The sequence below is a fragment of the Luteibacter sp. 1214 genome, from assembly GCF_031455395.1.
Classification (GTDB): Bacteria; Pseudomonadota; Gammaproteobacteria; order Xanthomonadales; family Rhodanobacteraceae; genus Luteibacter; species Luteibacter mycovicinus.
In genome coordinates, this window is sequence record NZ_JAVDSQ010000011.1 from 42,350 (window position 1) to 64,341 (window position 21,992).

The window sequence follows — 21,992 nt, forward strand, 5'->3', positions numbered from 1 at the left end:
AATTCAGCCGCCTCCCTCGAAGAAGCCGAGGATCGGATTCAGCAAGTGGCGACGCACCGAGGTTTCGGCCTCGCGCTGGCTCGGCTTGATCCATTCCATGATCAGGCCGTCGGTGCTGTGCAGGTGATAGCCGGATTCCTCGATGTAACTCGAGCTCCAGTTCTTCAGGCCGGCGATGTGCACGGCACCCGCGTCGTACTGTGCCTGGTTGATCGGTGCCTTGCCGTCGGGGAACATCTGCAGAAAGTGCATCTTGTTGCAGATGCCGCTGTTCAGCGCGAGGGCGGCGATCATCGGCGTACCGAGCGCGTACCCGCGGAACCAGCGATTGAAGGCGATGGGATGCGTATGCAGCTGCTCGGTATCGCGGCTTTCCCACTTCTGCTGCGCTTCGGCGAAGAACTTGCGCAGGCGGTGGATCTCGAACAAGCGCCATGCGGTCTTGATCAGGATCTCGATGATGGAGCTGACCAGGTTGACCAGGGTGGACGCGCCGACCGAGGCAATCTGCATGCCCAGCTGCGCGCCGCTCTTGAGGGTCGCATAGAGGTCGCTGGCCACGGCCAGGTCGATCGCACGCTTGATGCCATCCACGATCGCGGTAGGCGTGCCCAGCAAGACCTGCGTTTTCTTACCCGTGGCCCAGACGCGATAACGCTCGAAGCTGGATTCGATGAGCTTGATCAGATTGGACGCCACCCCGAACGACCCGCCGATGGTGCCGGCGATCGCCTCCGACAGATAGCGCCCGGTGAGAAAGTCGCAAAGCTGCCGCAGGGCGGATCCCGCGTGCTCATCCCACACGCCAACCGTGAACTCCCACGCACGACGGAACTGCTCGTACAAGGCGTCGCTGGTCCGCTTGTCGTTGGGATTCAGCGACGGCTTGGGCGCACCCAGCAGGCGGCGCGCATCGACCGTGCGCATCTGCTCCATATCCATGATGCCCACATCGCGACTGCCGCTTGGCAACGTCCTGCGCGTCGCGCTTCCTTTCCGGGCGTCGTCGAGGCGTTCGGCGGCGCTGTCGAATCCGGGACGGACCACACCCATGCCGGTCTTCACGTTGCCGATGACTTCCTTGGCACCGTCGCTACCGACGTCGTTGCCGTAGTCAAGGCCTGCGCCAGCCATGTCCAGTACGCCGGTGGTGACGATCTTGAAATAATCCCTGTCGCATTCGAGCCGGCCGAACATGTACAGCAGGCCCAGACGCGTACTCACCAGGTCCGCCTGCATGAACGACGGCACGTTGAGCGCGGCATCGGTATCGCCGTCCTTGTTGAGCGCTGCGTTGAGTGACACGTACGGCAGACTGGCGGGGTCGTTGCGCTTCGCCTTCATCCACGCGTCGCCGGCGCCCTGCGCTTCACACCAGTTCCTGAAACCGCTTTTCAGGTAACGCAGGTTGTTTCCGCTGGGCGTGCGGATATAGGCGTCGACCAGAATATCCAGCGCGACCTGTCGCGGACTGCGGGGACGCAGCGTCTTCGAGGTCTGCTGCAACCATTGCTGATACGTGAAGGGCAGCTTGGGAAGACTGGGGTAGAGATCCGGCATGTCGGTTTCCTTGAAGTCAAGCGGCCGTGGCGGAGGTGTGCGTCGCTATCGTGTCGCGCGGGATGGGTGTGAGGAACATGACCTCGCGGGTGTCACCTCCCTTGACGTTCCACACGGCGATCGTCGTCGCGTCGTCGAGCGAACGGGCGTCCCGGTCGAGCAGGAGCTGAGGCCAGAACGACGTCTGCCGCTGCGCCATGCCGGGCACCGCTTCGCTCCAGGGCACCACGCGCAGATGGCTCGTGTCGATGCGGTAGATCTGCCGCCCGCCGGCGTAACCGCCACAGGCGACGTCGGGGTCGGTCGAAACGGCCGGACCCGGAATCCGGCTCGCAATGATCAGCCTGACCAGATCGACTGGCGTATGCACGGCAGTGGGACTGTCATTCTCGAGAGTGATCCGGCGCCTGCTGACGTCCTCGGCGAATGCGCAGTCTTTCAGCTGCTTCACACCCGTATAGAGCCGTATGAAATCGCGCGCCGCTTCCAGTTCCAGCGGCACCCGTGCCTCGAAGCCACGCGGCAGGTCCGTCAGTTGACGCGAGTCGCCGCGATAGACCACCCGTGGCGCGTCGCTCCCCCCTGCCGGGGCCACACTGGCCGGGGGCATGACGGGCGCGGGCCCCCCGGTCGCACCAGGGCCACCGACCGGTGCGGGGGTGCCTGCGCGCGGGGGCGGCGCAGCGGGTGTGACGGCCGCAGGCACAGCGGCCGGGGTGATCGCGGGGCGGATGGTCGCGTTCGTTACGGACGCCGGACCACCGACGGGCCGCGGCGCAAGCGCCGCCTTCTGGCAGTCGAGGCACCGGTGCCCGGTGCTCGCTGGACCCTGACAGAACCCGCGACCCGAAAGACAGGCTGTCATGCGGCCACCACCGTCGTTGCCAACGATGCGTCGGCGGCTGCGTCGGCCGTGGCTGCGTCGAATCTATAGACAAAACCGTCGTGCCCGGCGTCCACGACGACACGGCCCACAGGCTCGCCACCGATCGTGCGCATCAGCAGTTCGCGGCTGATTTCAGGCAGCATCGTGTTGGTCAGGATGGCGTCGATCATGCGGCCACCGCTCTCGCTTTCCGTGCAGCGACCGACGACCAGCGCGGTCGCCGCTTCCGTGCACTCGAAAGGCACGCGATAACGCTCCTCGACACGGCGTTTGATCCGCGCGACCTGCAACCGCACGATTTCCCCAAGCATGCGCCGACTCAGCGGGTAGTACGGCACGGCGACGAGGCGCCCCAGTAACGCGGGCGGGAACACGTCGAGCAACGGCGCGCGCAGGGCCGTGGCCATCGCCTCGACCTCCGGCACGCGCGAGGCGTCCGCGCAAAGGCGCTCGATCGTCTCCGTACCGGCATTGGTCGTAAGAAGAATCAGCGTATTGCGGAAGTCGATGCGGCGGCCTTCGCCGTCTTCCATCACGCCTTTATCGAACACCTGGAAGAACAGCTCGTGCACGTCCGGATGCGCCTTCTCGACTTCGTCGAGCAACACCACCGAATAGGGCCGGCGCCGTACCGCTTCCGTGAGCACGCCGCCTTCGCCGTAACCGACGTAGCCGGGAGGCGCGCCCTTGAGCGTGGAAACCGTGTGTGCCTCCTGAAACTCGCTCATGTTGATGGTGATCAGGTTGTGCTCGCCGCCGTAAAGGGTTTCAGCCAGCGCCAGCGCGGTTTCGGTCTTGCCGACACCGGAGGTTCCCGCCAGGAGGAACACGCCGATCGGCTTACCGGGATTGTCCAGGCCCGCGCGCGAGGTCTGCACGCGCCGGGCGATCATCTCCATGGCATGGTCCTGACCGATGACGCGCTGCCCCATCAGCGACGCGAGGTTCATCACGGTCTCGAGTTCGCTGCGGACCATGCGACCCACGGGGATGCCGGTCCAGTCGGCGACGACCGCCGCGACGGCCTGCTGGTCGACCGCCGGCAGGATCATGGGGTTCTCGCCTTGCCGTTCCGCCAGCGTCGCCTGCAGGGCGCGCAACTCGGCGAGGACCGCGTCACGTCCGTCGTCATCGACAACGATCGCTGCGGCTTCTTCCCGCGCCGCCCGTTCCAGCGGCGTACCGGTGCCTTCCACGGGTTCGCCCGTCCCACGCAGCCGGGCGCGCAGTGCCAGGATTTCCTCGACCAGCCGGCGTTCCTCGTGCCACGCCGCCTCGAGTCCCGTCTGCCGGGACGTCTCGGTCGACAGCGCGGCATCGACGGCCGCCTGCCGCTCCGTCACATCGATGCCCACCGCTCGCTCACGTCGGACGATCTCGCGCTCCACTTCCAGCGCCTCGATACGGCGGCGGCTATCGGCCACCCGCGCAGGAACCGCATGGTGACTCACGGCGACGCGGGCGCATACCGTGTCGAGCAGACTCACCGCCTTGTCGGGCAACTGGCGTGCGGGAATGTAACGGTGGGACAACCGGACCGCCGCCTCGATCGCCTCGTCCAGCACCTGCACACCGTGGTGCGTCTCCATCACGCCCGCCACCGTGCGCAGCATCAGCACCGCTTTCGCTTCATCCGGCTCACCGACCTGCACCGTCTGGAAGCGCCGGGTCAGTGCGGGATCCTTCTCGATGTGTTTCTTGTATTCCGCCCAGGTGGTGGCACCGATCGTGCGCAGGCTGCCACGCGCTAGCGCTGGCTTGAGCAGGTTGGCGGCATCGCCGGTACCCGCGGCGCCACCGGCACCGACCAGCGTATGCGCTTCGTCGATGAACAGAATCACCGGGGTCGCGGAAGCCTGCACCTCGTCGATGACCTGACGCAGTCGGCTTTCGAACTCGCCTTTCATGCTTGCACCGGCCTGCAGCAGGCCGACGTCGAGCACGCGCAGTTCCACCTCGCGCAATGACGGTGGCACGTCGCCCGCGACGATGCGCTGTGCGAAGCCTTCGACGACGGCCGTCTTGCCGACGCCAGCCTCGCCCACCAGCATCGGATTGTTCTGCCGGCGGCGCATGAGGATATCGACGACCTGGCGAATCTCGTCGTCACGACCGACGACCGGATCGATCCTGCCCTCGCGGGCCTGTGCCGTGAGATCGACGGTATAGCGCTTCAGCGCGTCGCGCTTTCCCATCGCCGCCGGCGCGGGTGTGTCGCCTGAATCGGCGGCGCCTTCGCCCATGCGAGACCCGTCGGTCGCGCCGAGACGCTCTTCCGGCGAGGCGGCGATCATCGCGGGAAGATCCTCGACCAGTCCCTCCACGCGGATCTTGGCGAACTCTTTGGAGATATCCATCAGCACGTGCCGCAGGCGCCGCGTACGCACGATGCCCGCCATGAGGTAGCCGGTGCGCACCTGGGCTTCGCCGAAGCTGAGCGTCGCGTAGACCCAGCCGCGTTCCACCGCTTCCTCGATGTCCGCCGACAGGTCGCTGACAGACGACGCGCCGCCCGGCAGCCGGTCCAGCGCTTCGGTGACATCACGCGCGAGACGCGACGGATCGATGCCGGCATGACGAATGAGACGATGAAGATCCGAATCCCCCAGTCCCAGGATCTGCTGCAGCCAGTGGACCAGCTCGACGTCGCGATGGCCGCGCAACCGGCAGGCCACGGTCGCGCTTTCGATGGTCTTGTAGGCCACGCTGTTGAGCTTTCCGAACAGGGCGGTACGACGAATGTCGGTCACGATGGTTTCCTCGATCGATTCGGCAGAGTCATGGGTTGCACGACGAGATCCCCGGCATCGCCGGGGCCGGCGAAGCGACCCATCCACGACGACATGCCGAGGCGACCCGCCCGCCCCATGTGAGTGAGCGGTACTTCTTCACGGCGCAGGACCAGTTGCGCGTCCCAGTCGACGGCGTCACCCGCGTAGAAGCGCAGCGCGGCGATCAGCTCGTCCAGCGCGTCGCCGCCCGGGAGGAAACGGCGGTAATCGGCGAAACGCATCGGCCCCAGGCGCAGGCGAATCCGGTGCTGCGCGTCACGCACCCGTTCGCCCAGCACGGCCGTGGTGCCCATACCGGCCATCGCGACGCCCATGCGCAGGCGACCCTCGTCCGGCAGCGTGAGCCACGCCACGGCGAACTCCTCCACGTGGACCGGCACCTCGAAGAACGCGCCGAGAAAGGCCGTAAGCCCTTCGGCATTGCGGGCCTGGCTGAGCACGCGGCCGGCCATATAGCGCTTGAAGCGATCCGGCAGAGCATCGCGTCCGGCCAGCGCCGGGCTGTCGATACCCACGAGCGCGCCGAGGAAATGCGCAAAGGCGTCCTCATCGGGACGATCCATCTGCACGGTCGGTTGCGCGTCCGCCCAGGCCCGATAGAACAGGCTCAGCATGCGGTGATGGAAGACGTCCGCGAAGGCGGTAAACGTACCGTCGCGTGCCACACGCTCGCGTTCCAGCGTGTATTCAGTCAGATGCAATGGCAGCGCGCCGTTGGGGCCCCACAGCCCCAGCATCAGGCTGTGAATACGCGGCGGGCGTCCGGCCGCGATTTCCACGCGGTCGATCGAACGGGGTGTGAAGTCGAGCGACGGGGTATGCGCCAGACGCACCCGATCGTCCGCCGGTCGCACGGAGCGACCCAGCCGCGGGCGGTCGGCGTGCACACACTCCACGCGGCGCAGCGCTTCGAACCAGTCGAACGACGACGGGTCACCGCGCAACGCTTCGAAGAGCGTCAGAGGATCGGGCGCGTGCCGGAGCGAGCCGTCCACCGGGCCACCTCGTTGCGTTCGTGGGTGTGCAGCACGGTCTCGGTGAACGAGTTCAGCGAGACGTACCGGGCGAAGAAGTGCTGCATGACCGACCCGAACAGGTAGGTACCCGTACCTTCGAAGGCGCGGTCCTCGCAGGTGAGCGTGATCTGGAGTCCGCGGCCATACGTCACCGGGCCGGGAATCGGCAGGCGACGCACGATCGGTGCCGAGCGTACGTCGCGCACGCCTTCGATCAAACGTCGTGAGGCGGCGTCGTACTCGTCGCTGTAGAGCAACAGCATCTCGCGCAGGGCGGCGGCGCCGTCACTGTGCTCAAGCAACGACAGATAGTTGAGCTGCAGATGACTGATGACCTTCCAGGCCGCCTGTCCTTCGGCCATCGCGGCGCGCGGACGCGTCGGCCCCGCGACACAACGGATCGACCGGACCGGCGCATCCGTATCGAGCAGAAAATCGGTCGCGCCCTTCCCCACCGGCATGTGCAGCGGCAGGTCGCGATTACTGCACAGCAGCCGCATGCCCAGCTGACGCAGGCTGCTCGCGTACGGCGCCTCGCGCCCATCCACCAGCGAAAGGAACACTTCGCCACCGACGTAGCTCGAACGCGGTCCGTCGCGGCGTTGCCGCTGCGAGGAAACGCGTGGTTCGCGCCTCAGCGTGTAGAACGCGGACGCCGGCTGGTGCCACGTGCGCGCGTTGCCGCCGTAAAACGGGAAAAACGTCTGCTCGGGATCCTGGCTGTCACCGAAGCCCTGTACATCCTCGACATCCACCACCTCGAAATCCATGGGGCGCGTTCGGTCGGCCAGCACGTGGTACTCCGCCGCCCCGTCACGCAGATGGATGCGATCCGAGCGGCGCGGAAAAAGGTTGATGGCCGGCGTGCAGTGCAGGCGCACGTAGGAGGCGTCCACCGCGTTGTCCAGTCTTGTGACCGCGCGATCCAGCCAGACGACGATGTCGAAGGTATGGCCCGTGGAGCGAGGCAGCGCCCGGCGCAGCCCCATGAACGCCGCGAACTGAAAGCGCTGCGGACAGGCGAAATATTCCTGCAGCAAGCGGTAACCGCTGAACGAACGGTCGCTCAGCGGCAGCAGGGCTTCGGCATCGCTGAAGCCGCGCGCTTCGATCTGCGACGGCTCGAGATGCCGGATGTGCTCGCCCGCCACAACGGAAAAACCGATGCCGTTGCCCAGGACCTGCTCGTGAAGCAGGCTCGCCAGATCGCCGGACCCCGCAAAGAACACGGGCAGTTCGTCGCATGACAAGGCATCCAGAGTCACCCCCGGGCTCAATGAGAAGCGCAGGCGCAGGGCCGCGCGGGGCTGTTTGCCCGCCGGAACGGCGAGGCCCGCCGCGGCGATGGCCGCGGGCGTCGAGAAGTAACGGGCGTCACTCAGCGAAAGCGGCAGCAGCGTGACCGGATGAGCCGTGCGGTATTCGCAGGCGGTGCGCTCGCCAAAGCCGATCTGGCTGCGCAGCGCGGTGCCACGTGGCACCCGATGCCCTTCGCCCGGCACGCTCTCGGTATGGTCCGGCGTCATCTCGACCACCGCCATCGAGGGCACCGGTGCCAGGTATTGCGGGTACAGCATGCGCAGCAAGTGCTGGGTAAACACCGGGTGCTGCGCGTCGAGTTTCATCTGCACGCGCGCGGAGAGAAACGCGAAGCCTTCGAGCAGACGTTCCACATAAGGGTCCGCACACTCCATCCCCTCCATGCCAAGGCGGCCGGCGATCTTGGGATAGGCGCTGGCAAACTCCGCACCCGTCTCGCGGACGTGCTGGAGTTCCTGGCTGTAGTAGCGGAGAAGTCGGGGGTCCATGATCTCAGCCGAGGCCGTCGAAAACACTGAAACGCGCAGTTTCCAGATCGACCTCGGTCTTCAGGTAAAGGTTGAGGGGCAACGGTTGCGCCCACATCGTCGACTCGATGCTGAAGGACAGCGTCAGGCGGTCCATCCGCGCGGTGTCGGCATGCACATCGACATGCAGCGTGGCCGGATCAAGCCGGGGCTCGAACGTGGCGATCGCGGCGCGGATGCGCTGGCGAAGTACCTCGATATCCATGCCCGCGATGGCCGCGCCGGTGAGATCCGGGATGCCGTAGTCGAGAACGGAAGCCTCGACGTACGGCAGTCCCGCCAGTTCCTCGGATGACCAATGCCGCGTGCAGTTGAACAGCCAGGCCAGGTCGCGCACCACGTACTCGCGAAGGCGTGCCGCGGTCATGACACGCTTCTCCCGGCTCTCCTGCGCGACGTGTGGCTCGTCGTCGCGCAGGCGATCCAGCAACGACGGCTGGAGACGCTCCTGGTTGGTCAGCTCGGCCATGCGGCGATCAGGCCTGACCCTTCACCTGCTGCATGTCGTACGTGAAGTCCTTGGTGCCGCCCGTCGCCTTGCCCTTGTCGTCCTGCGGCTGGAACGAGTATTTGAACTTGCCGAAGTGCAGCGTGACGTTCTCGGTCAGACGCTCGTCGCCGCCGCTACCACCGGTGGATACCGAAGTGATCATCACGCCTTCGGTGAGCTCGATGGTGACGAAGTCGGTCTGCTCACCCGTGGCGTTGGTGACGTACAGCGTGGCGCTGTCGACGCGCGCACCGGTGCACACCGCGTTGAGCAGCGCGTTGGAGCACGAGTCGACGTACTTGGTGATCACGATGTCCTGCACGTTGGCCTTACCGCCGGAGGCGTATCCCGCACCGGTGTGCAGGTTGCCGGCGTTGCTGGCGCCCCACGACCAGGCGATGATCGGCACCTGATCCTTATGCTTGGCGTGGTTGGACGCGCCCTCGATCTTGACCTGACCGGGGCCGAACTTGATGTGCATGTCGAATGCCATGAACGCTTTTCCTTGTGTGTCGCGTGAAGAGGGAGAGACTCAGGGTCAGCCGGTCTTGCCGGACGGCAGGCGTGCCACCAGACGCAGGGAGACGGTGAGGCCTTCCAGCTGGTAGTGCGGCTTGAGGTAGAACTTGGAGGTGTAGTAACCGGGGTTACCTTCCACTTCCTCGACCACTACCTGTGCCGCGGCGAGCGGCTTGCGCGCCTTGGTCTCTTCGTTGGAGTTGATCGGGTCGCCATCGACGTAGTTGAGGACCCAGCGGGTGAGCCAGTCCTGCATCTGCTCACGCGTGCTGAACGAACCGATCTTGTCCCGCACGATGCACTTCAGGTAATGCGCGAAGCGCGAGCAGGCGAACATGTACGGCAGGCGTGCGCTGAGCGCCGCGTTGGCCGTGGCATCCGGATCGTCGTACTCCTCCGGACGGGCCAGCGACTGCGCACCGATGAAGGCGGCCATGTCGGAGTTCTTGCGGTGCACGACGGGCATGAGGCCCATCTTGTCCAGCTCCGCCGAGCGACGATCGGTGATCGCGATCTCGGTCGGGCACTTCATGTCCACGCCGCCGTCGTCGGTCGGGAAGACGTGCGCCGGGAGGTTGTCCACCGTACCGCCCGATTCCACACCACGGATACGCGTGCACCAGCCGTACTGCTTGAACGAGCGGTTGATGTTCACACCCATCGCGTACGCGGCGTTCTGCCAAGTGTACTTCGACGAGTCGGCACCGCTGGTGTCTTCTTCGAAATCGAACTCTTCCACCGGGTCGGTCTTGGCGCCGTAGGGCAGACGCGACAGCGTGCGCGGCATGGTCAGCGCGACGTATTTCGCATCCTCACCGTCACGCAGCGAGCGCCAGGCGGCGTAGTCGGGCGTCGAGTAGATCTTGGCCAGATCGCGCGGGTTCGCGAGTTCGCCCCAGCTGTCCATACCGAGCAGGCCCGGCGCGGCGGCGGCGATGAACGGCGCATGCGACGCGGCGGCCACCTGGGCCATGCCGCGCAGCAGTTCGACGTCCTGCGGACCGTGGTCGAAGTAGTAATCGCCGATGAGGCAGCCATACGGCTCACCGCCCAGCTGACCGTATTCTTCTTCGTACACCTTCTTGAAGATCGGGCTCTGGTCCCACGCCGTGCCCTTGTACCGCTTGAGCGTACGACCGAGGTCGTTCTTTGAGAGGTTCATCACGCGGATCTTCAGTTGCGGATCCGTCTCGGTGTTGGTCACCAGGTGATGCAGGCCACGCCATGCCCCTTCCAGTTTCTGGAAGTCCGGGTGGTGAAGAATATGGTTGATCTGCTCGCTGAGCTTGCGGTCGATCTCGGCGATATACGCGTTGATCGTCTGCGTGACGTCGTCGGACACGATATCCGCGCGATCGAGCACCTGCTCGGCCAGCGTGCGCACGGCGGACTCCACCTCGGTACGAGCGCGCTCGCTCTTCGGGCGGAATTCCTTGGTAAGCAGTGCGGAGAAGTCGCTGCCTTCGGTCGTATCGACGAGGGCCTCGGCGGCCTGGGTCTGCGTGGTCGCCATCGGTCAGTCCTCCTTGGCGTCGTTAGTGGCCGGACGGTTCGCGGCAAGGGCCGCGAGCAACGCCGGATCCTGGATCGCCTGGGCGATCAGCCGCTCGGCTCCGAGCTTGCCGTCGAGGTAGGTGCCCAGGTTGGCCAGCTGCATCCGCGCCTCGAGCAGCTTCGCCAGCGGTTCGACGTTGCGCGCGATGGCGGCCGGCGAGAAGTCGTCGAGATGGCTGAAGCGCATCTCGATGGCCAGGTTGCCTTCGCCGGTCAGCGTGTTGGGCACATCGAAGGAAACGGTTGGACGCGTCGACTCGAGGCGGTCATTGAAGTTGTCGACGTCGATCTCGAGCGCCTTGCGCTCTTCCACCGGAGGCAGGTCGCCCGCGCTGGCACCCGACAGGTCGGTCATCACCCCCATGACGAAGGGAATGCTCACCTTCTTCTGGGCGCCATAAAGCTCGACGTCGTATTCGATCTGCACGCGCGGGGCGCGATTGCGCGCGATGAACTTCTGGCTGCTCGATTTGGCCATCGTGGTTTCCTACGGCTTCAATAGACGCAATGAATGAACATGACGGCTGTGTTTCATGCCATCAATCGAAGGGTCATTGTCGGCCAGCCCTGGATTTCGCTGAAATCGTTGCTCGTTATGGGTGGCATAAGCACAGGTGATGGCGCCGGACGGAACTTTTTGCACGCCTCACGGGGCGTTGAGCCGCAAGTCCCTGCGCTTTTTCGGCGGATCGCCGGGTCGCGATTGCCGCGTCACATCCGGCCCGGCATCATGCCCGCCATGGCTTCCGTCTCGATCCTTCCCGAATCCGCGCCCACCTATGTCCCCTCGGGCGGCATGGTGGTCAACTGCGTCGCTTACCGCACCGATGGCCGCCGTATCGGCGACATCAGCATCGAAGCCATCAGCGATGTCCTCAAGGAACCGGACACCTTCGTCTGGGTCGGACTGCACGAACCCGATGAAACCCTGCTGCTGAAGTTGCAGGAGGAATTCAACCTGCACGACCTCGCCATCGAGGACGCGCAGCTGGCTCACCAGCGCACCAAGATCGAGACGTACGGCGACTCGCTCTTTATCGTCGCGCAGACCGCGCAGCTGGTCGGTGGCAACATCGCCTTCGGTGAAACACAGATCTTCGTCGGGCAGAGGTACTTCGTGACGGTGCGCCATGGGGCGTCGCTGTCGTACGCACCGGCACGCCGCACGTGCGAGCAGTCGCCCGAGCTGCTGCGCATGGGCCCGAGCTACGCGCTGTATTCGGTGCTCGACTTCATCGTCGACAACTTCCTGCCGATCGTGCGCGACTTCCGGGAAGAGCTGCACGAGCTGGAAAACGACATCTTCGCCGAGACGTACAACCGGCAGACCATCAAGCGCCTGTACGACATGCAGCGCGAGCTGATGACGCTGAGGCTGGCGGTCGTACCTTTGCAGGACATCGTGGCGCAGCTGGTGCGTCTGCATCCGCACCTGATCCACGACGACCTGCGGGCGTACTTCCGCGATATCTACGATCACGTGTTCCGCGTGAACGAGTCGATTTCGGCCATGCGGGAAATGCTTGGGGCCGCCATCAGCGTCAACCTGGCGCTGGTGACCTTCGGTCAGAACGAGGTGATGAAAAAGCTCGCCGGCTGGGCGGCCATGCTCGCCGCGCCGACGCTGATCACCAGCTGGTACGGGATGAACTTCACGCACATGCCGGAGCTCGATAAGCCCTGGGCGTACCCCGCCATCACCTGTCTGGTCGCGTGCATCGTCGGCGGCATCTTCATCGCGCTGAAACGGAACAAGTGGTTCTGACCACACGCTTCACCCCCCTTCACCGACAGACCGTCCAGGGCATATCCGATCCAATGTCGCCCGTCCCAATGAAGGGACGCCCCCGACACGGATGCCATGCACCTCAAACCCAAACTCCTGGCCCTGGCCCTGCTCCCCTTGCCGGCCATGGCCGCCGACCTTCCTCCGGTCGATTTCCTCAAGGCCTATCTCGCGGAGCGCCACACGCCCGCTGAGGCCTACGATGCCGGCTTCAACGACGCTTACTGGAAAGAGCGCCTGCTCCGCCCGAGCCACCTGCCCTCACACGCTTATACCGAGCCGGCGGCCTTTGACGCCGCCCAGATCGATCCCGCGTTCTCCGCGGCCGCGGCACGGCTCGATCGCCCGGGCCGACCTCTGTACTGGCAGCAGGCGTGGGAGATCCTGCAATGGGACCTCGGCTTCACGAAGGCGCACCCCGAGCACGTGGGCCTGCCCCACGCCTTCCCCGGCTACGGGTCCGAACATTCGGCCCTGAGCGCGATCAAGGCGGGCGTCGAGTCGGACATTTTCAACCAGTCGCTCACGATCTTTGGCAACGCACACAGCACCTTTGCCGCCAAGTACGCCGTGGCGGCGCAGATCCTGCGCGAACGGATCGCCGCGACACCGGTCGACCAGCAGGAGGTCCGCAACATCGAGCCCGACGTGCTCGAACGCTTCATGGCCACCCCGGCTGGCGGCTCACTCGATACCTATGACGCGCAGTATCTCCGCGACGTCCTCGAGAGCGAAGTGAACCGACACACCGTCGCCCGGCCATCGTTTCGCGGCCTGCGCGAGATCGGTACGCCGTTCCGCATCGCGCGCGTCGCCGCCGCGTATCGCGACAATCAGTCGTACGTCGCCCCGCCCTGCACGGAGTCCTTCCGCTATCGCGAAGGCGTCGCGAGCCTCGATCCCACGCAGGGCCCGGTGTGCTTCGTCGACGCGAGCGACCGCGCGGTCTACGCCTGGTACAACGAGGAATTTCGCCGGCAGGCCGGCCTGGTCCGCGAACGCCAGCCGGAGAAGTCGCCGCTGGCGAACGTGCTCGCCCTCCTCGTCCCGTTCGGTATCGTGCTGGACGTCCTTGCCGCCGCGGAATTCGTCGAGACCCTGGCCGCGGAAGATCTCGCCGCCTCCGGTGAGATCGAAGAGGAGGAAGCCCTCGCGCTCGAGGAGCGCTCGTCCGGACTTCTCTGCCGCCGCTTCTGAACCTTCCATCATGGATGACTTACGTATGACATCGTTTCGCTCATTTCGCGCGGCTGCCGCCGTCGCCTTACTTCTTACCTCGTCCATCACCGTCGCGGGAACGGTGAAGTACATCGAAGTGACATCCCCCGAGGCGATGCTCGCCGCGAAGGAAAATCTGGTCAGCACGTTCAAGTACCACCTTCGCGGTGCGCAGCGCTACGCGGCGGCACACGGGCCGGCGACGACCACGGAGCGCGCCTACACCGGGTTCCGCATGGAATGGGCCAAGGCCACCGCGGCGCAGGTGAAGTACAGGTGGACCGACAGCACGGGGCGCCCACGCACGACGCTTTATCACGGACTGTCCGGGCGCGTGGCCGCGGCGGCCCTGCCGCGCGAGACGGGCGTACCGGTACCGAGCTTCGATATGCCGGACTGGGCCCAGTACTACTCCGATGTGAATCCGAACGTGTATGCGCGGATTCCCGACGGCGAGCACTCCATTCTCGAGGAGTCGATGGCAGGTGACTCGACAGCCCGTCTCGGACGTGGGTATGACGCGGAGATGCGCGCGTTGCGCACGATCGAGCGCGATATTCTGGCGGGAAACATTCCACGGGGCGGGGTTATCGCGGCGTGGGTGTCACAGCCGCCATGTCAGGCTTGCCGGAAGGCGTTTCAGATTTTCTCGGATGCTTATCACGTGAATATCCATGTGATTCATCTGCCGGCGTATGAGCCTGGAGCAACTGGGGATGTGCGGTTGTTTCAGATGACGAAGAACCGGATGTTGCGGGACTTTCATCTCCGGGTGGAGAACGAGCGGGCGGGGAAGATTGCGGATAATTTTTGTCCGCGGAGTTGACCCAGATTGCGCTCACTGAGGCCCGACTGTCAGTGAAGCGACGGAATTCCTGCGCTCGCCGACCTTGTGAAACATCGGAATCCCACGGGAGGCGAGCGTGCGATTCACCAGAAGAAGTAACGACTCCACGTCATCTATGGTGTCGAGAAACGATACGGCGGGAATCACTGCGTCCGGGCGGGTCCTGAAATGATAGGTGCGCACAATCCGCCCGTATCCCGAGTGGAAAAAATCAATCTCGGTCGCGTCGACCACACTGTCCCAAGCGACCCGCTTCCATGAAAATCGGCCAAAGCAACGGTCTATCGATTTACCGCTTATTCCAACATCGAGAACGGCGCGAAGTGTAACTAATGGGATCGAATCGATCACCAAAAGCGTAAGTGCAGCTGTAATACTTTCAGGCAGTCCAAAGCGCGACACTGAGTACGTCAGCATCCAGGCAGAAACGAGCAACACAATCGTAGTCGCTGCCAAGGCGTAGAACTTAGACCGCCCTCTTCCGTATCGATAAAGGGTTTCGTTAGTCATCAAAAGGCCATTGTGGGCCACGGGTACGTGTAGTTGGGCTGCGGAGTGGGAGACTAAGGATCCACAGCGAAGCTGAGATCTGAATTCTGCGGGAAAAGTCCGTGCTCGGAATTTGGATCCAAGAGACTAGCAACAATCCCCAACAACGCTGTCAAGCCTCCAAAAACGTTCTCACCAACCGCTGTAAGGCCAAGCGCTTCACCGCCCCCAGCGCCGACAAGAAACGCCTCCCCGCTAGCGAGTGGTGGCAGGGCTCCTAAAGCGGCTGCAAGGCCGTTGCCTTTCGTTAGCTGCTTACCGGAAAGCGCGTTTACAAGCATATTACCCGCCACACCGCCCGCTGCGCCAGCTGCAGAGCTGCCAGCCGCGCCAGCGCCGAATGCCGCACCACCCACAGAAATTGACTCAACGAGTGCACCGAGAGCATACGGAGCAAAAGCCCCCGTCAGAGCCCCAACCGCACCGCCAGCTATCGCCCCGCAGCGAGACCAAAAGTATCCTCACTGATGAACCGCCCTTCCGATGGTCGATAGTACCGTGACCGGTAGAATAAAAGATTCTCATCGTCCGCTTCACGACCAGTGAAGCCATAACGGTTTTCCAAAGGTGCCCCGAGGTCCGAGCTTTTACCGTACGCGTCGTACGCATAGCGTTTGACGACATTCGACTGGGTGTCCGTAAGCGAGATCGAGCCACCTAGCCCATCCACCAACAAAAACTGTGTATTCCCTGCTCAACCGCGGGAGAAGCGCTCGTCATCGCCAAACCCCGGAAGTATCGGGAACCTGACGCCTTCGATCGTCTCTTCAACCACATTTGTCCCGTCGTACATGTACGCCTCAGTTTATGAGCCGGGAGCGACCGGGGATGTGCGGTTGTTTCAGATGACGAAGAACCGGATGTTGCGGGACTTTCATCTGCGGGTGGAGAACGAACGGGCGGGGAAGATTGCGGATAATTTTTGTCCGCGGATGTGATTTTTGCGGGCCGGCCAGCGAAAGGCGTGGCCGGCCCGCATCGGTGTCTGAATCCTCTTGAAGCCGCCTCCAACCAGGCAGCTGACCGATGCTATCCCGTGCCGAGAGACACGGCCCATCAGCCGGACTACCTCGGGCTCAGTTCTCTGACAGGTCGCTCCGTCACTCGAGCAGCTGCGAACGAGAGTGTCATATGACCTGCCGGCCAGAACGTCACCCTGAATTCGCCGAGGGAGGCCGCCTCACCGGACAACCTCGCCGACGCCTCGAATACCCTCAGCTCATCGGCTGGCGCGACCATTTCCTTCACGCAAACGCCCTCCAGCTCCAGGATCAAACGACTGGCACCTGGGTACTCGGGCAGACCGTGAGTCGCCGCATTGACATCGGACACCTCGACGGATATCCGACCCTCGCCCAGGTCGCGCCACGATAAGAGACAGTCGTGAAGCAGCCCCTTCTTCTCCAAGTAATGCCCAAGCTCGTCAGCGTGCATGCGTTGTTATCCAATGAATATTCTCAATTCTTCCCGTCAGGGGAAAGAAGCGCGGAGATACCCCTTGCATAGTCATCCGACGAGGGATCGAGCCACAACTCACTCCCCTCGAACGGCGCGTATACGAATGCGCTTATGACTATCTTCCCGCCAATCAGCACAAACTCCCGGCGAGAGCCATGCTTCACGGCCTCCGATGTTAGTCGCGTCAACGCCGACCCATCGGACGAGGTCATCTCAACGACCACCACATCTGACTCAGAAAACTTGTCCCTTTCAACGCGAACCTTCTTCGGCACGATTGTGATAAGGGCGGATTTGTCTACACATTCTTTCGCCGAAGGACCGGCAAAGTAACGCGCATCCCAGGCATATAGCGCCTTCGCGGATAACGAGGTCTCTTCATCGCAGGCTAGTGCCACTTCAACTCGGTGTGTGTCAGAACTATCGTGTGACGTCGAAGCCGATTTCGCATGGATACAGTTTCCAGTGAGGGCGAGGGCAAAAAATGCAAGCGAAGCGATGATTTTAAGGTTTGAGTTCACGCTGCAAGGCCTTTCGCGTATGACCAGCTTATCGCTGAGCATGCGGTGCAGATAATGATGCGAGAAAAGAGATGGGTCGGCACAAGTTCCCCCCCGCCTTCAGCAACGGTGCAATCTTGGGTCCGAAATACTTTGACCCAAAGAACCAGAGTGACCAGCATCGCCGCGACCGCCAAATCGACTGACAGCGACATGGCGCCCTCAGTCCGGGCTACCTCTCGCTCGGCAAGATATACGGAAAATGCCTTGAACGGAACGGCGACCACGCGCACCGGATCCGGGCTCCGACCCGAGTTATCGCCCCCCGAGCCGAAGATGATCACTCGTATGACGAATGCGAAGACGGCTACATAAAGACATGTGTCTCGGAGCTTCAAAAGCATCGCGTTCTCGCTGCCGCTCAACGGAAAGGAAGAAAAGGATTGCACTGCCTGCGATTAGGTGACCTGAGAATCGGAATGACTCAGCGACGAGATCATCCAGTCGCGTGCAATGCAAAAGAAAAAAAGTCGAGCACGAGGCGAAACCCGAGAGCACCGCCTAAAGCGGGCATAGTCCCGTGCCCCGACATGTCATCGCCCTCCTGCGATTGCCGTGCTCGGGCTGATCTTTTCTCATTTCCCGTAGCGTGCTGAAATACTCGCTTCGTCTCTTACGACGTGCATATCAGTACTTCTGCAGTTCATCTTCGAGGAAACCGCGAAGCTCGCTGGCAGTAAGGATGGCTCCTGCATCATGTGGCGTATAGAAGATGCCGATCAGCATCCCGCTCTCTTCAAAGTCGGCCAGAAAGGATTCCATGAAGTCATCGAGATCGATCGCTTTGGGCGCACAGGATGCCCACTCACCCACGCAACACAACGCCGCGTAGTCTGCAAACGGCCAAAGCTGAAACACAGGCCGACCGTCGTTGAGCGCAGATAGCACCCAGCCTGCTTCGTCGATACCCCAAACCTGCTCGAAATCTGCCGCTCGCTTGATAAAATATCCAAGACGCTCATCCCGCGACAACGCGGAGACAGCGGAAACCTCCCTTTCGTTAAGAATCATATTCGAGTGCTACCTCCACGCGTCGCCGCCTGTGACGGGTAATGGCATCCGGTCCATTTCGTCCATTCCCGTGCCCAACACATTGCGCTTTAGAATCGGAATCTTCCGTTGCCTTATCTCCACTTCCATCAGAGCAACCAGCCGTTCGATGTCGTCGATGGCGCTCCATACGGTGACACCCCCGAAACGGCGCCGGTCACCGCATTTCAGGAAATAGAATTTTGCCTTACCGCTCGGCCATGAGAGCGGGGAGCAGTCGACCGAACTGATAGCTTCCCAAGAGACAAAGCGCCCTCGTATCCCTAGACAGGACCGCCCGATACCTTCTTTCGAAATCACCACGTCACGTAGTGGCAAGAACGTAAAAATGTTTGAAAAGGCAAAAAGCGGTAGTAAGACCTGGACGACGAACCAATGCTCCGAAAGGTCCTTCGGGGTCGAGTCGACGATCAGGAAGACCGTGAAAACGATCATACCCACACTCAGGACCGGGATGAGCCAGCGATGCACCACGAACTTGAAGACCTCAACGTCATTCATGAACGAAGGTCCGAGGGCTGCATCATGATCAAAGGCCTCGCACGACTCTAGTGCGCCCATCAACGGCGGAGGTGGATATGATCCAGTGCATCCCGGGACCAATGTACTCGTCTAAGGCTTCCACGATTACATACGTCTCCTTTGAACAAGCCATCGGTGGCCCGAAACTGAGTTTAGCCAGCGGAATATCTCGCTCTTTCTCAAATGCAAGACGCATGGGTTGAACTGCGGCTTCCGCCTCCTGACCTCGCAGCTGCCCGCAGCCGTCGCTATCGAATGGATGATCGGCGTGGATGGTTCCTACGGTGAGCACCTGCGATCGCGACTTAAGGTCGACGGGATGGGACGTGTATACCCGGTACCCATCACAGACCAAATCAACCAGATACGCACCGCCCGTCCCTTCCGCACTGAAGCGGACGTTGAAATTTCCTGATACAGGCCGTTCTGCGATGATCGCTCCCGGCCTGACAAGCTGCGCTACGCATTCGCTGCCCACGGAACCACTTTCAATACGACCGGAAACGCTCAGGTCGCTTGCAGATGCCTGCGCCGTCAGGGCCAGGCACGGCAAAGCGGCGAGCACCCGACACATACCTCCCTTCATCACCATGGCTATCCCCTACTCCATGCGCGCCCATGATGCATCAGATCCTGTCCCGCTCCCAGCACATCCGGACGTGTGCCTGAGCGGCGCACTGGATCCCCATGTGCAGCGATCAGGTGCTGCTATCAAGCCACGCTACCTGTAAGCAATAGCCAGATTATATGAGCCCTCCGGTAGCCCAGAACTCCAGGCACGCTTGTACCAGTAGCGAGCGCGCGCAATGCACAGAAAAAACATCAAGCAGGACGCGAAACCCGAGAGCACCGCGTAAAGCGCCCATCGTCCCGTGTCCCAATGTGTTATCCGCCTCATCCACATTCAATGGTACCTGTATATCTCACGACTGGAAGGCCGGATATTTATTGGGGGGCGGGTGGATTGAGGACAGGATCACTGGCCATCCTGGGAGCCTTCCCCCTCCGGGATATGTCAGCGGCATCAGCGAAATGCGCGAGAGAACGGAGCGCGAGGGCGTCCCATGCATTCCTTGCCGTGCCGGGACTGATCTTTTCAAGTTTTCCGTAGATTGCTGAAGCCCTCGCTTCGTCGCCTGAGCGTGAGGCAGCGTAGGCTGCGATCTCCAGGTCGTCCGTCTGGTAGGACAAGCCAGGCCCCTGTGTATAGTCCAGATGGGTCCACCCGATCAACGGAAAGTACCAGGGCCAGTTATCAGCCTCTGTGCCCTTCACTTTCAGCACCGCGCTGAAGGACCGGTCGACGCTCCGCCAATCCTGCTTATCGGCGGCCTCGCCGCCGTCGAGGCGGAGTTCGTATGCTTTGTAGACGTATTCCAGAGATGCCCAGTGACCGCTCGACAGACATGCGAGCGCAAGCATCGAAAATGCGCCAGAGCCGAAGGAGACAATGGCAGTCACTGCGAACCATACAGTTCTACGTTTCATTACCCGACCTCCGTCGGTCGATGCACCAATCGACGAGCCAAAGCACCACCGCTACGCCACCTGCGCACAGGCCGGCAATTAGAGCGTAGGTGATCATGTCCTGCTGCTGGCTCGTCACATAAATCATGCCCCCCCTTGCACGCTACCGGCACCCCATGGGACGCGTCGGGCACACGGGGAGCCCCGGGATAATAGACCGACGTGAGGTGGAGGTCGACAAATAGCAGAAGCAGGCAGATCGCTACGAACGCTCTTGCTAGCGCATCGAGTGTAGACCTCACCATATGCATTACTCACTCAGATCCATGCTCTGTAATCTGTGACCGGTGACGGCATCCGTTCCATCTCAACCATCCCGGTGTCCAGCGCATTGCGCTTGAGAATGGGAATCTTCCGCTGCTTGATCTCGACCTCGATCAGAGAGACAAGCCGCTCGACGTCATCGATCGCGCTCCACAGGGTAACGCCGCCGCGGCGTCGCTGACCCCCACACCTTAGGTGGTAGTACTTCACCTTTCCATCTGACGAAGGGAGCGGACAGCAGTCAACGGAACTGATGGCGTCCCACGGTAGAAAGCGCCCTCGCAATCCAAGAAAGGACCGTCCAATGCCTTCGGTCGAGATCACCACATCGCGACATATCATCGCCAGACACACATGGAAAATGACGGCGAAGGGGAAAAGCACCTGCACCAGAAACCAGTGTTCCGAGCGGTCTTTCGGGGTCAAGTCGACGATCGCGGCGACAAAAAAAACGATCACTCCCAGAGAAACTATCGGGAGTAGCCAACGCATGACCCCAAACTTGAACACTTCAACATTTTTCATGATCGTCTAGCTCTGACCCCAAATGCCGTTCCATGTGATGCGCACGTTCTCTGAATCTCACTCGCACCCATCGGTGCCATCGAACGATGCGACATGGACGACGGCCCTATTGGAATACGAAAGTCTGGGCGGTCCACAGTGAGGCATGCAACGATCACTACAGTTTTGGTGAGATGGCGAATCTTCACCGCCATGCTTCAGGCCCCTTGAGCGGCGGTGGCAATCTTTCGAGTTTTGTAAGTACTCCGGATTTCAAAGCCATAATCGGTATACCTCTCTGCGCGATTTCAGCATCCACAAAAGCAACCCAACGATCAATATCAGCGATGACGGTTCTTACTGTCACGGCCCCGAAGTCGCTCCCGCGCCTGGTTTGCAACTGGTAGGACTTTGCCCTTCCCTCCGGGCCCGTAAGAAAAAAACAGCGAACAGATACGATTTCTCCCCAAGGGACCAAACGGCCTGGCAGCCCAGGGAAGGCGCGTCCGATACCCTCTGTCGACACAACTACATCACGGTATGCAAGCGGTGGCCAAATGAACAGCAAAGCGCACATTGACAGGAACCACAAATGAATGCATCCATCGCCCTCGCGACACTGCTCGAACACACGCGTAGTTAGAAACCCAATAACGGCGAGCATGGACAGACTCATCAGCGGGACAAGCCAGCGTGCCGAACCGTACTTAAAGACGTCTACATTTCTCATATGCATCAAAAATACATGCTGCCGTAGGGAAAGTGATAACCACCGGGCGGGGGTTGAGTCCAGCAATCACCGAGTGGATCTGCGGCGCTAGCCACAGGACCGATAATTCGCGACGCTCTTCCGAGGGCACCGCCAGTGACTAACGAAGACTCCGCGACCTGCGTGGCGACTAACGCTTCACCGGAACGGCAAGGTGCGGCAAAACCGAACGCAGCGTCGCACCCGGCGCGCTTGTTAGCTGGTTTACCGGCGGTTACGTTCCCGGCCATAGTACTGACTTAGCCCGATGCTGCGACATACACGCCCGTAGCTA

General features: G+C 62.2%; 19 protein-coding genes. 3 read left to right on the plus strand and 16 right to left on the minus strand.

The window, feature by feature from the left end:
• Positions 1 to 3 precede the first annotated feature (3 nt).
• The 9 genes from J2X57_RS18490 to tssB form a co-directional block, all read right to left on the minus strand.
• Positions 4 to 1,560 (minus strand): hypothetical protein, encoded by a 1,557-nt coding sequence (locus tag J2X57_RS18490; RefSeq protein ID WP_309869271.1) that lies wholly within the window; start codon positions 1,558 to 1,560, stop codon positions 4 to 6.
• Between the two features lie 16 nt (positions 1,561 to 1,576).
• Positions 1,577 to 2,170, minus strand: a complete 594-nt coding sequence (locus tag J2X57_RS18495; RefSeq protein WP_309869274.1) for a hypothetical protein — start codon at positions 2,168 to 2,170, stop codon at positions 1,577 to 1,579.
• A gap of 251 nt (positions 2,171 to 2,421) precedes the next feature.
• Positions 2,422 to 5,196, minus strand: coding sequence for a type VI secretion system ATPase TssH (gene tssH / locus J2X57_RS18500; RefSeq protein ID WP_309869275.1), 2,775 nt, complete (start codon positions 5,194 to 5,196; stop codon positions 2,422 to 2,424).
• Positions 5,193 to 6,233: a type VI secretion system baseplate subunit TssG gene (gene tssG, locus J2X57_RS18505; RefSeq protein ID WP_309869277.1), complete on the minus strand. Its 1,041-nt coding sequence runs from the start codon at positions 6,231 to 6,233 to the stop codon at positions 5,193 to 5,195. The genes tssH and tssG overlap by 4 nt, the downstream gene beginning before the upstream one ends.
• Positions 6,197 to 8,062 carry a type VI secretion system baseplate subunit TssF gene (gene tssF, locus J2X57_RS18510; protein ID WP_309869279.1) on the minus strand — a complete coding sequence of 622 codons (1,866 nt, stop codon included), beginning with the start codon at positions 8,060 to 8,062 and terminating at the stop codon, positions 6,197 to 6,199. The genes tssG and tssF overlap by 37 nt, the downstream gene beginning before the upstream one ends.
• Before the next feature lie 4 nt (positions 8,063 to 8,066).
• A complete protein-coding gene (gene tssE / locus J2X57_RS18515) occupies positions 8,067 to 8,570 on the minus strand; it encodes a type VI secretion system baseplate subunit TssE (protein WP_036115049.1) in 504 nt (167 codons plus the stop codon).
• A 7-nt stretch (positions 8,571 to 8,577) separates the two neighbouring features.
• On the minus strand, positions 8,578 to 9,084 hold the full coding sequence (locus tag J2X57_RS18520; RefSeq protein WP_036115052.1) for a type VI secretion system tube protein Hcp: 507 nt from the start codon (positions 9,082 to 9,084) through the stop codon (positions 8,578 to 8,580).
• A 45-nt stretch (positions 9,085 to 9,129) separates the two neighbouring features.
• Positions 9,130 to 10,623, minus strand: a complete 1,494-nt coding sequence (gene tssC / locus J2X57_RS18525; protein WP_036115055.1) for a type VI secretion system contractile sheath large subunit — start codon at positions 10,621 to 10,623, stop codon at positions 9,130 to 9,132.
• 3 nt (positions 10,624 to 10,626) lie between these two features.
• The gene (gene tssB / locus J2X57_RS18530) at positions 10,627 to 11,142 is read right to left on the minus strand and encodes a type VI secretion system contractile sheath small subunit (protein ID WP_036115058.1); all 516 of its coding nucleotides are present in this window, start codon (positions 11,140 to 11,142) and stop codon (positions 10,627 to 10,629) included.
• A gap of 261 nt (positions 11,143 to 11,403) precedes the next feature.
• Here tssB and J2X57_RS18535 point away from each other — a divergent pair, with 261 nt between their 5' ends.
• The 3 genes from J2X57_RS18535 (at position 11,404) to J2X57_RS18545 (ending at position 14,494) form a co-directional block, all read left to right on the plus strand.
• A complete protein-coding gene (locus J2X57_RS18535) occupies positions 11,404 to 12,429 on the plus strand; it encodes a magnesium and cobalt transport protein CorA (protein WP_036115060.1) in 1,026 nt (341 codons plus the stop codon).
• A 96-nt stretch (positions 12,430 to 12,525) separates the two neighbouring features.
• Positions 12,526 to 13,647: a hypothetical protein gene (locus J2X57_RS18540; RefSeq protein ID WP_309869283.1), complete on the plus strand. Its 1,122-nt coding sequence runs from the start codon at positions 12,526 to 12,528 to the stop codon at positions 13,645 to 13,647.
• A 25-nt stretch (positions 13,648 to 13,672) separates the two neighbouring features.
• A complete protein-coding gene (locus J2X57_RS18545; RefSeq protein ID WP_309869285.1) occupies positions 13,673 to 14,494 on the plus strand; it encodes a hypothetical protein in 822 nt (273 codons plus the stop codon).
• 12 nt (positions 14,495 to 14,506) lie between these two features.
• Here the strand turns inward: J2X57_RS18545 and J2X57_RS18550 are convergent, their stop codons facing one another.
• The 7 genes from J2X57_RS18550 to J2X57_RS18580 form a co-directional block, all read right to left on the minus strand.
• Positions 14,507 to 15,025, minus strand: coding sequence for a hypothetical protein (locus tag J2X57_RS18550; protein WP_309869287.1), 519 nt, complete (start codon positions 15,023 to 15,025; stop codon positions 14,507 to 14,509).
• A 1,496-nt stretch (positions 15,026 to 16,521) separates the two neighbouring features.
• A complete protein-coding gene (locus J2X57_RS18555) occupies positions 16,522 to 17,043 on the minus strand; it encodes a hypothetical protein (RefSeq protein ID WP_309869289.1) in 522 nt (173 codons plus the stop codon).
• A 666-nt stretch (positions 17,044 to 17,709) separates the two neighbouring features.
• Positions 17,710 to 18,093, minus strand: a complete 384-nt coding sequence (locus J2X57_RS18560; protein ID WP_309869292.1) for a DUF2750 domain-containing protein — start codon at positions 18,091 to 18,093, stop codon at positions 17,710 to 17,712.
• 9 nt (positions 18,094 to 18,102) lie between these two features.
• The gene (locus J2X57_RS18565; protein ID WP_309869294.1) at positions 18,103 to 18,633 is read right to left on the minus strand and encodes a hypothetical protein; all 531 of its coding nucleotides are present in this window, start codon (positions 18,631 to 18,633) and stop codon (positions 18,103 to 18,105) included.
• A 28-nt stretch (positions 18,634 to 18,661) separates the two neighbouring features.
• Entirely contained in the window at positions 18,662 to 19,246 is a 585-nt protein-coding gene (locus J2X57_RS18570) for a hypothetical protein (protein ID WP_309869295.1), read from the minus strand.
• Between the two features lie 353 nt (positions 19,247 to 19,599).
• Positions 19,600 to 20,142 carry a hypothetical protein gene (locus J2X57_RS18575; protein ID WP_309869297.1) on the minus strand — a complete coding sequence of 181 codons (543 nt, stop codon included), beginning with the start codon at positions 20,140 to 20,142 and terminating at the stop codon, positions 19,600 to 19,602.
• 297 nt (positions 20,143 to 20,439) lie between these two features.
• Positions 20,440 to 20,970 (minus strand): hypothetical protein, encoded by a 531-nt coding sequence (locus tag J2X57_RS18580; RefSeq protein ID WP_309869299.1) that lies wholly within the window; start codon positions 20,968 to 20,970, stop codon positions 20,440 to 20,442.
• Between the last annotated feature and the right edge of the window lie 1,022 nt (positions 20,971 to 21,992).